This window comes from Pseudomonas sp. GM84 (assembly GCF_000282535.1).
Classification (GTDB): domain Bacteria; phylum Pseudomonadota; class Gammaproteobacteria; order Pseudomonadales; family Pseudomonadaceae; genus Aquipseudomonas.
Genome location: NZ_AKJC01000229.1, coordinates 1 through 10580 on the forward strand (window position 1 = coordinate 1; position 10580 = coordinate 10580).

8 protein-coding genes are annotated in these 10580 nt (G+C 66.4%); 4 read left to right on the forward strand and 4 right to left on the reverse strand.

The genetic code is table 11. From position 1 onward, the window contains the following. Positions 1 to 141: 141 nt before the first annotated feature. The 3 genes from PMI38_RS18580 to PMI38_RS18590 are packed head-to-tail and all read left to right on the forward strand — an operon-like array spanning position 142 to position 4311. The gene (locus PMI38_RS18580) at positions 142 to 801 is read left to right on the forward strand and encodes an ABC transporter ATP-binding protein (RefSeq protein ID WP_008097125.1); all 660 of its coding nucleotides are present in this window, start codon (positions 142 to 144) and stop codon (positions 799 to 801) included. Continuing rightward, a complete protein-coding gene (locus tag PMI38_RS18585; RefSeq protein WP_008097128.1) occupies positions 798 to 3257 on the forward strand; it encodes an ABC transporter permease in 2460 nt (819 codons plus the stop codon). The genes PMI38_RS18580 and PMI38_RS18585 overlap by 4 nt, the downstream gene beginning before the upstream one ends. Then, positions 3247 to 4311: a lipocalin-like domain-containing protein gene (locus tag PMI38_RS18590; protein WP_008097129.1), complete on the forward strand. Its 1065-nt coding sequence runs from the start codon at positions 3247 to 3249 to the stop codon at positions 4309 to 4311. Before PMI38_RS18585 ends, PMI38_RS18590 begins: the two co-directional genes overlap by 11 nt. 229 nt (positions 4312 to 4540) lie before the next feature. Here PMI38_RS18590 and PMI38_RS18595 read toward each other — a convergent pair whose 3' ends face one another. Then, positions 4541 to 5728, reverse strand: coding sequence for an MFS transporter (locus tag PMI38_RS18595; RefSeq protein WP_008097130.1), 1188 nt, complete (start codon positions 5726 to 5728; stop codon positions 4541 to 4543). 136 nt (positions 5729 to 5864) lie between these two features. Here PMI38_RS18595 and PMI38_RS18600 point away from each other — a divergent pair, with 136 nt between their 5' ends. After that, positions 5865 to 6770, forward strand: a complete 906-nt coding sequence (locus PMI38_RS18600) for a LysR family transcriptional regulator (RefSeq protein WP_008097131.1) — start codon at positions 5865 to 5867, stop codon at positions 6768 to 6770. Here PMI38_RS18600 and PMI38_RS18605 read toward each other — a convergent pair. From PMI38_RS18605 to PMI38_RS18615, 3 genes are all read right to left on the reverse strand, one after another. After that, entirely contained in the window at positions 6760 to 7530 is a 771-nt protein-coding gene (locus tag PMI38_RS18605; RefSeq protein WP_008097132.1) for a substrate-binding domain-containing protein, read from the reverse strand. The two genes, PMI38_RS18600 and PMI38_RS18605, sit on opposite strands and share 11 nt — an antisense overlap. A gap of 12 nt (positions 7531 to 7542) precedes the next feature. After that, a complete protein-coding gene (locus PMI38_RS18610; RefSeq protein ID WP_008097133.1) occupies positions 7543 to 8835 on the reverse strand; it encodes an MFS transporter in 1293 nt (430 codons plus the stop codon). Between the two features lie 132 nt (positions 8836 to 8967). Beyond that, on the reverse strand, positions 8968 to 10347 hold the full coding sequence (locus PMI38_RS18615) for an APC family permease (RefSeq protein WP_008097134.1): 1380 nt from the start codon (positions 10345 to 10347) through the stop codon (positions 8968 to 8970). Between the last annotated feature and the right edge of the window lie 233 nt (positions 10348 to 10580).

Consider the following 10580-nt stretch of genomic DNA (forward strand, 5'->3'; position numbering starts at 1 on the left):
AAGCGGACAACCATGGCCTGACAGACCGTGGCACGTTGCAACAAATGTAGGAGCGAGCTTGCTCGCGATGCGCCGCGCGGGCGGCGCTCGATCTCAACGCCACCACATCGCCCAAGCCAACCACCAAAAAGGCCCCCACCCATGCTGGCCGTCGAACAACTCCACAAGTCGTTCACCACCGCCCAAGGCACCCTGCACGTCCTGCGCGGTGTCGACCTGTCTCTCCCGCGCGGCAGCAGCCTGGCCCTGATGGGCGAATCCGGCAGCGGCAAAAGCACCTTGCTGCACCTGCTGGCCGGCCTCGACCGCGCCGACAGTGGCCGCATCCTGATCGACGGCCACCCCCTGAACCCCCGTGACGAATCCGCCCTGGCCCGCTGGCGACGCGAGGGCATCGGCCTGGTGTTCCAGCAATACAACCTGATCAGCAGCCTGGACGTAGCCGCCAACCTGTCCTTCCAGGCGCGCCTGGCAAACCGCCACGACCCGGCCTGGATAGCGCACCTGGCCGCAAGGCTGGGGCTGACGCCCTTGCTGCAGCGCTACCCGGAGCAACTCTCCGGCGGCCAGCAGCAACGCCTGGCCATCGGACGAGCACTGGCCGGCAGGCCCGCGCTGCTGCTCGCCGACGAGCCCACCGGCAGCCTCGATGAACACAACGGCGACGAGGTGCTGGCCCTGCTGCTGCAACTGGTGAACGAAGCCGCCAGCACCTTGTTGATGGTCACCCACAGCCAACGGCTGGCCGCACGCCTGCAGCAGCGCTGCGTGCTGCACCAGGGCCAGGTGCAAACCGCATGAACAGCCTCGGGCTGGCCCTGCAGGCGCTGTGCAGCCATTGGCGGCGCCACCGCCTGCAGGGCATCAGCATCTTCACCGGCCTCTGCCTGGCCACGGCATTGTGGGCCGGGGTACAGGCGCTCAACAGCCAGGCCCGCAGCGACTACGCCCAGGCCCGTGCGGTGCTGGCCGGGCCGGCATACCCGCAGCTGGTCGCGCGCAAGGGGCAGCGCTTCGACCAGGCGTTGTATGTGCAATTGCGCAGGCAGGGCTGGCAGGTGACGCCGGTGCTGGAGGGGCGTTTGCAGCTGGCAGGCGAACCCTCGCTGACGGTCAGGCTGGTGGGCATCGAGCCGCTCAGCCTGTTGCCAGGCATGGCGGTTGCCGGCGCCGACCCGCAAGGGTTCGACCTGCAGGCGTTCGTCGTCGCGCCCGGGCAAACCTGGGTCGGCCCGGACACGTTGCGCCAACTGGGCCGCAAGGCCGGGGAGCAGATCCGCACGGTGGAAGGCCAGAGCCTGCCACCCCTGGCCCTGAGCGCCCACCTCGCGCCGGGTGTGGTGGTGGTCGATATCGGCCAGGCCCAGGCCTTGCTCAAGGCCCCGGGACAGCTGTCGCGGTTGATCAGCAACAGCGACCAGCCCCTGCCGGCAGCGCTTGCCGCCGACCTCAAGCTGCAGCCGGCCAGTGACGACACCGACCTGCAGCGACTGACCGAGAGTTTTCACCTCAACCTCACCGCGTTGGGCCTGCTGGCCTTCGTGGTCGGCTTGTTCATCGCCCATGCGGCCATCGGCCTGGCATTGGAGCAGCGCCGCAGCTTGATGCGCACCCTGCGGGCCTGTGGCGTCAGCCTGCGCACGCTGCTCGCGGCCCTGGCGCTGGAGCTGGGGTTGTTCGCACTGCTGGGGGGCCTGGTGGGCGTGCTTGCCGGCTACCTGATCGCCGCCTCGTTACTGCCCGACTTCGCCTCCAGCCTGCGGGGTCTGTACGGCGCCGAGGTGGCCGGCCAGTTGCACTTGCCGTGGCAGTGGTGGCTGGCGGGGATGGTCGTCAGCCTGCTGGGGGCGTTGCTGGCTGGCTTCGACAGCCTGCTGCGCGCCGCGCGTCTGCCATTGTTGGGGCTGGCCCAACCGCAGGCCTGGCGCTTGGCCCAGGTGCCCTGGCTGCGGCGTCAGGCCCTGGCGGCGGCTGTGCTGCTACTGCTGGCCCTGGGCTGTGGCTACCTGGGCAACAGCCTGCCCAGCGCGTTCGGTCTGCTGGCGGCATTGCTGCTGGCAGCGGCGCTGTTGCTGCCAGGGCTGCTGGCGCTGCTGCTCGGCGGCCTTGCCCGCTACGCGCGGCGGCCGTTGGCGCAGTGGTTCTTCGCCGACAGCCGACAACAGCTGCCGGCCTTGAGCCTTGCATTGATGGCGCTACTGCTGGCGTTGGCTGCCAGTGTCGGGGTGGGCGGGATGACCGAAGGGTTTCGCCGCACCTTCATCGGTTGGCTTGACCTGCGCCTGGCGGCCGACCTGTATGTCACGCCTCGCGACAGCGCGCAGGCCCAGCAGCTGTATGCCCAGTTGCCGCGCGAGCCGGCCGTCAACGCCGGGCTGCCGAGCTGGCGGGTGGAGTGGCGCCTGCAGCACTGGCCGGTGCAAGTGCAAGGGGTGGTCGATCATCCGTTCTACCGCAGCCACTGGCCGTTGCTGGCGCAAAACGCGGATGCCTGGGCGCAACTGGCAGCGGGCCGGGGCGTCATGCTCAGCGAGCAATTGGCCCGGCGCCTGAGGTTGGCGCTGGGCGACAGCGTGACGCTGCCCGGCGAGCCGCCGCAGGCCATGACGGTGGTCGGCATTCATGCCGACTACGGCAACCCCAAGGGGCATGTGCTGGTCAACGCCGACTGGCTCCGTGCCCATGCACCGGCCGCCAACCTGTCCGGCCTGAGCCTGCTGGTACAGCCCGGCCAGGTGGCCGCGCTCCAGCAGCAGTTGCAGCAACGCTTTGCCCTGGATGACGACCAGCTAGTCGAGCAGGCCCGCCTGAAGGCCTGGTCGACAGCCATTTTCAACCGCACCTTCGCCGTCACCGCGGCCCTGAACAGCCTGACCCTGGGCGTGGCCGGCGTGGCCTTGTTCATCAGCCAGCTGACCCTCGGCCAGCGCCGGTTGGGGCAACTGGCGCCCTTGTGGGCACTGGGCGTGCCGCGCCGCTGGCTGGGTTGGCTGTGCCTGGGCCAGGCCCTGATGCTCTGTGGCTTCACCGTGCTCCTGGCGATTCCCCTGGGCCTGCTGTTGGCCTGGTGCCTGGTGGCGGTGGTGAACGTCCAGGCATTTGGCTGGCGCTTGCCATGGCAGGTGTTTCCCGGCCAGTTGCTGCAACTGGGGACACTGGGCGTGCTGACCAGCCTGCTGGCCTGCGCCTGGCCGCTGTGGCAACTGGCGCGCAGCCAGCCAGGCGTGCTGTTGCGGCGGTTCGCCGATGAAGCCTGAAGCCTGGTTGCTGCTGGCCGGCCTGTTGCTGGCCGGGTGCGATGCGCCGGAACCTGCGCCCAAGGGCTTTGCCGGGCTCGGCAACGAGGCCGGGGCGTTCAGGCAGGTCACGCCCGGCGTGGCACTGGAATTCCCCCGCGACCACGGCGCCCATGACGGCTATCGCATCGAATGGTGGTACATCACTGCCAACCTTGAAGATGTTCAGGGTCGCGCCTGGGGTGCGCAATGGACCCTGTTCCGCTCGGCGCTGCGCCCAGGGCCGGAGACCCGCGACTGGGACAGCCCGAACCTGTGGATGGGCCACGCCGCATTGACCGGGCCCGGCGGCCACCAGGTCGGTGAAGCGCTGGCCCGTGGTGGAGTGGGGCAGGCCGGCGTGGTGGCCGCGCCATTTCAGGCGTGGATCGATGATTGGTCACTGCAGGGTGAGCCCGGTATCGAGCGCTTGCGCATGCGCGCGGGCGGGCCGGGCTTTCGCTACGACCTGAACCTGGCCACCGACAAACCCGTGGTGCTGCACGGCCTGCAGGGCTACAGCGAGAAATCCGGCAAGGGCCAGGCGTCGTACTACTACAGCCAGCCGTTCTATCAGGTAACCGGCGAGGTCGAACGCGCCGGGCTATGCATTGCCGTGAAGGGCCAAGCCTGGCTGGACCGGGAGTGGAGCAGCCAGCCCTTGGCGGCTGGGCAGCGGGGCTGGGACTGGTTCTCCTTGCATCTGGAGGGTGGCGCCAAGCTGATGCTGTTCCAGGTGCGTGAGGACAAGGGCCTGCCTTACCGGGCTGGCACCTGGATCGATGCCCAGGGGCGGTCGCGGGCGTTGCAGGGCAAGGAGATCGAACTGACGCCGCTGGCGTGGGCGCGGCAGGACAATGGCAAGTCGGTGCCAACGCGCTGGCGGGTGCAGGTGACCTCGGAGCAGGTGGATGTGCAGGTCGAGGCGTTCGAGCCGAAGGCCTGGATGAACACGCGGTTTGCGTACTGGGAAGGCCCCGTGCGAGTGACGGGCAGTGGTGGTGGCAAAGGCTACCTGGAAATGACCGGGTACTGACCTGCTGCGGCCTATGGGAGCGGGCTTGCTCTGGGAACTGGCTTGCTGTGGGAGCGGGCTTGTTGTGGGAGCGGGCTTGTCCCGCGAACCAGGGCGAAGCCCTGGCCATACACTTCTGTTTTCTGGGCGGGCCCTTTCGCGGGACAAGCCAGCTCCCACAACAAGCCAGCTCCCACAGCAAGCCCGCTCCCACAGGTAAACCAAAGGCTTTGATAGCTGTGGGTCTGCCTCAATCCCCGCCTTTCATCCGCCGCGCCACCAGGTAAATCCCCAACCCCACCAACGCCGCACCCGCGCCGATATAACCGGTACTGGTCCACCCCAACCCGGCACTGATCGCCATGCCCCCAAACCAGGGCCCCAGCGCGTTGGCCAAATTGAACGCCGCATGGTTGGAAGCCGCCGCCAGGCTCGGTGCCTCATGGGCGATGTCCATCAGGCGAATCTGCAGCGGCGCCGCCAGGGCAATCATGGTCCCCACCAGGCCGATCCCCAGCAGCAGGCTCCACAGGGCATGAGCCGCGAAGGTGAAGAACAGCAGCACCGCCGTCGACCACACCAGCACCAGGCCCACGGCGCGGAACTGCAGGCGGTCGAACAGCTTGCCCCCGGCAATGTTGCCGATGATGCCGCCGACCCCGAACGCCGCCAGGCCAAACGGAATCCACTGCGGCGACACTTGCGTCACCTGCAGCATGGTCGGTGCCAGGTAGCTGAACACGCAGAACATGCCGGCAAAGCCAATGGCAGCGATGCCCAGCGCCATCCACACCTGCGGCAGGCGGAAGGCTTGCAGCTCCTTGCGCGGGTCGCTGCGCGCCTCGTTGCGGGGTTGCGGTACATAGCGCCAGACCAGGGCGATGGTGCACAGGGCGATCACCCCGACCAGCACGAACGCCGAGCGCCAGCCAAAGAATTGACCGAGGAAGGTCGCGATCGGGTTGCCCAGCAGCATTGCCAGGGTCAGGCCCATCATCACCCGCGCCACGGCGCCTGCACGCTGGTTGCTCGGCACCATGCTCGAAGCCACCACGGCCGCGATGCCGAAATACGCACCGTGGGGCAGGCCGCTGACGAAGCGGAACGCCACCAGCCCGGCGAAGGAAGGGGCGAAGGCCGTGGCCAGGTTGCCGACGGCGTAGAGGGCCATCAGCAGCAACAGCAGGTGTTTACGCAGAAGCTTGGCACCGAGTATCGCCAGCGCCGGTGCACCGACTACCACGCCCAGGGCGTAGGCACTGATGGCATGACCCACTTGCGGCTCGCTCAACTGCAGGTTGCCGGCGATATCGGGCATCAGCCCCATGATCGCGAACTCGCCGGTGCCAATGGCAAAGCTGCCCAAGGCCATGGCAGCTTCCATCTTGCCCACTTCGCCTTTGCTGATGGCGAGCGGGGGTAATTCCTGAACAGACATCGGGATCCTTACTGAAACTGGCTGAAACGTTCAACGCGCGATGATAGACGACATCGTCGGGCTCTGTAATATTTTGCATTAATTGCCGGCACTCATAAAATGGCTGCATCAATCCGCCAGTTCCCGAGTGCGCGCCATGGCCATCAATTTCGACCTCAACGACCTGCAAGCCTTTCGCGCAGTGGTCGAGCAAGGCAGCTTCCGCAAGGCGGCGGAGGCGGTGCGTATCTCGCAGCCGGCGCTTAGCCGGCGCATCGACAAGCTGGAGGATGCCTTGGGCGTGCGGCTGTTCGAGCGCACCACCCGCAAGGTCAGCCTGACCCAGGCCGGGCGGGGCTTCATGCCCAGCGTCGAGCGCTTGCTCGACGACCTGGACAACGCCCTGCTGGGCATCAGCGAAGTGGCCTCGACGCGGCTCGGCCAGGTCACGGTGGCCTGCGTACCGTCGGCGGCGTATTACTTCATGCCCCGGGTCATCGCGTATTACCACCAGCAGTTTCCACGGATCAAGGTCAAGGTGCTGGACGCCAGCGCCCACGAGGTGCTTGGCGCGGTGGTCGATGGCGAGGCGGATTTCGGCCTGAGCTTCATGGGCACGCTGGAGGCCGATGTGGAGTTCGAACCGCTGGTGCAGGAGAGCTATGTGCTGGCGTGCCGGCGAGATCACCCGCTGGCGGCGCGCAGCAGCATCACCTGGGACGAGTTCTACCAGCAGTCCTACATTTCGCTGGGCAAGACCTCCGGCAATCGCTTCCTGCTCGACCAGGCACTGAGCGGCATCGTGCCGCAACGTCAAAGCATCTGCGAAACCCGCCACGTCACCACCATGATCGGCCTGGTGGAGGCGGGGCTGGGGGTGGCTGCGGTGCCGTCGATGGCGATGCCGGCGGGTGATCACCCGATCCTGACCCAGGTCGCCCTGACCGAGCCAAAGGTCATGCGCAGTGTCGGGCTGATCAAACGCCGGGGTCGAACCCTGACCCCGGCGGCGTTGGCGCTGGAGCGCCTGGTGGTGGACATGAAGGTCGAGGTCAGCGGCTGACCGAATCCAGCCCGGTGGCCTGCACGGTCTGCTGGGCAGCGGGCGCGGCCAGGTAGGCGAGCAGTGCCTTGGCCTGGCGCGGGTGTTCGGCATGGGTAGGAATGCCTGCGGCAAAGCGCGTGACCGATTGCACCGCCTCCGGCAGCTTGCCGACGAAGCTTGCGCCCCGCACCGGCAACAGCTCGCTGACCTGCTGCAAGCCGACCTGGTAATCGCCTTTGGCGACCACCGAGGCCACCGGGATCTTCGCGATCATGCTGGCCTTGGGCGCAAGTTGCTGCTCGATGCCCAGCCGTTTGAACAGCTGCTTGTGCACATACACGCCGCTTGCGCTGTCCGAATAGGCCACCGACCTGGCGCCCAGCAGGGTTTTCTTCAGCCCCTCCACACTGCTGATATCGGGTTTTGGCGCGCCGCCACGCACCACCATGCCGATGCGCGAATCGGCCAGCTCCACCCGTGACGCCGGGTCGACCTTGCCTTGGCGGATCAGCTCATCGAGCGCGTAGCCGACCATGATCACCACGTCGGCCTTCTCGCCACGGGCCAGGCGATTGGGGATCGCCTCGGGCGCCTGCCCCATAGACGGCCCCAGGGCGGTGTCGAGGGTATTGCCGGTGGCAGCGGCGAATTTCGGGCCGAGTATCTGGTAGGCGGCGGTGAAGCCACCGGAGGTCATGACCCGCAGCTGCTCGGCGTGGGCGACGCTGCCCAGGCTTGCACAGGCGAGCAGGGCAAAGGCGTGCAGTACTTTACGCATGATCGAGCGCCCTCAGGACAGTGCCGGTTGCAGTTGACCGCGCGAACGGCGGTAGAGGAACAGCGTCGCGCCCAGGGCGCAGAGCGCGGCGAAGCTCATCCAGTAGCCGGGGGCGGCCTTGTCGGCGGTGTACTGGATCAGGAAGGTCGAAATGGCCGGAGTGAAACCGCCGAACACGGCCGTGGCCAGGCTATAGGCCAGGGAGAAGCCCGCCACCCGCACTTCGACCGGCATGATTTCGGTCAGCGCGGGGATCATCGCACCGTTGTACAGGCCATAAAGGAACGACAGCCACAACAGCACCACCAGCATGTGCAGGAAGCTTGGCGCATTGACCAGGAAAGTCAGCGCAGGATACGCGCTGGCCAGGGTCAGCAGGGTCATGGCCACCAGCACCGGACGGCGCCCGATGCGATCGGACAGGGCGCCACCGAGCGGCAGCCAGATGAAGTTCGACACCCCTACCAGCAACGTCACCAGCAAGGCATCGGCGGTGCTCAGGTGCAGCACCGTCTTGCCGAACGTTGGCGCGTACACGGTGATCAGGTAGAACGCCGTGGTGGTCAGCGCCACCATCAGCATGCCGGCGAGCACCGTGGCCCAGTGCTGCAGCAGGGTGCGCAGCACCTCGGCCCTGGCCGGGCGGTGCTTGCGTGCGGCGTATTCCTCGGACTCCTCCAGGTTACGCCGCAGCAGGAAGATGAACGGCACGATCAGGCAGCCGACGAGGAAGGGGATGCGCCAGCCCCAATCGGCGATCATCGCCGGTGCCATCCATTGGTTCAGGGCATAGCCCAGGGCCGCCGCGACGATGATCGCCACTTGCTGGCTGGCAGACTGCCAGCTGGTGAAGAACCCTTTGTTGCCGGGCGTGGCGATCTCGGCCAAGTACACCGACACACCGCCCAGTTCGGCACCGGCCGAGAAGCCTTGCAGCAGGCGCCCGACCAGCACCAGGGCGGGCGCGAGCAGGCCGATGGATTCGTAGCCGGGCACCAGCACGATCAGGATCGTGCCGCTGGCCATGATCGACAGGGTGACGATCAGCCCTTTGCGCCGGCCCACTTCGTCGATATAGGCGCCGAGTACAACGGCACCCAGCGGGCGCATGAGAAAGCCCGCGCCGAACACGGCGAAGGTCATCATCAAGGAGGCGAATTCACTGCTGGCAGGGAAGAACACCGCCGCGATCTGCGTGGCGTAGAAACCGAAGAGGAAAAAGTCGAACTGCTCGAGGAAGTTGCCCGACGTGACCCGGAAGATCGCGCCGGCGCGGGAGTGCCCGGAGGCGGTTGTTGCTGTCATTGCCTGTACTCCATACCGCTTTTGTGACGTGCGCCGCTGGGAACGGCGCACGGTTCTTATTGGCGGGAATGGTGCGACAGGGACATTGATTAGAGAATTGCATTGTTCACATCGATTGATGCGGCTATCGGATCAATCCGCCATTTGCAGTTCGGGCAGGCTCACCCGGAACGCCCGGGTCAACCCGAGCAGGCAGAGGAAACCGACGCCCAGCCAGCACAGGCCAATGGTGAACGACATGCTCGACAGGCTGGTCCACAGCCACAGCGTGCTGAGGAAACCGAGCGCCGGTATGGCGCCGAACAGCAGGTAGTTGCGTGGGCCGCTCAGCTTCTGGTCGAGCAGGTAATGCTTGACCACCGCCAGGTTGACCGCAGAAAACGCGAACAGCGCGCCAAAGCTGATCATGTTGGCGACTGTGTCCAGGGTGATGAACAGGGCGACCAACGACATCGTGCTGACCAGCATGATCGCCGTGGCCGGCACGCGCTTTTTCGTGACCAGACGGCCAAACACCCGTGGCAGCGCACCGTCGCGCCCCATGGCGAACAGCACCCGCGAAACACTGGCCTGGGACACCATGGCCGAGGCGAAGCAGCCGGCCACGTAGGTGGCGGTAAAGCCGGTCACCAGCAACTCGCCGCCGACCCGACGCATCACGTCCACCGAGGCCGAGTCCGGGTCGGCGAAGCTGGCCCAGTCGGGGAACACCTGCTGGGCGAAGTACGACACCAGCAGGAACAGCAGGCCACCGATCACCGACACCGCCATGATTGCCTGGGGAATGCGCTTGGTCGGGTTGCTGGTTTCTTCGGCCATGGTCGACACCGCATCGAAGCCCAGGAACGACAGGCACAAGACGGCTGCGCCGGCCATCACCAGCGGCACGCTGAAGCCCTCGTGGTGGAACGGCGCCAGCAACGACACCGGCGCCGCCTGCTCGCCCAGGTTGCGCACCGACAACGCCACGAACACGACGATGAACACCAGTTGGGCGACCACCAGGATCCAGTTGACCCGGGTAATCGATTCGATGCCGATCAGGTTGAGGAAGGTAACCAGGGCGATCGAGCCCAGTACCCACACCCAGGCGTGTATCGCCGGGAAGTATTCGGACATGTAGATGCCGATCAGCAGGTAGCTGAGCAGTGGCAGGAAGATGTAGTCGAGCAGCAGGGTCCAGCCGGCGATGAAGCCGAAGTGGCTGCCAAAGGCCTTGCGGGTATAGGTGTAGACGGAGCCGGAGTAGGGGTGGGCCTGGACCATGCGGCCATAGCTGTAGGCGGTCAGGAGCATGGCGGCGAGGGTCAGCATGTAGGCAGTGGGCAGGTGGCCCTTGGTCATCTGGGTGACCAGCCCGTAGGTGGTGAAGACTGCCAGGGGCACCATGTAGGCGAGGCCGAACAACACCAGCGCGGTCATGCTCATGGACTTTCTGAAACGGCCGGAAGCGGCAGGTTGCGACGCAGGATGGTGGGCAGGGGCAGAGTCTGTATTTGTTGTTGTATGCATTGCTAACTCCTGAAATGGAATGCAGGACGCCGCAGTAGGCGAGCCGGGCTCGCTACTGGTCTTGGGAGTTCGATCAGGGACAGGGTCAGGGGTGGGGCTGGGGAATGCTCCCACACTCCAGGGGCGCTCGAAATCACCCTTTGGGGGGAGCCCGGTTTCGAATGCAATGTCTAAAAGTTGACGCGACTGCTGTGGGAGCGGGCTTGTCCCGCGAACACCGGCGAAGCCGGTGC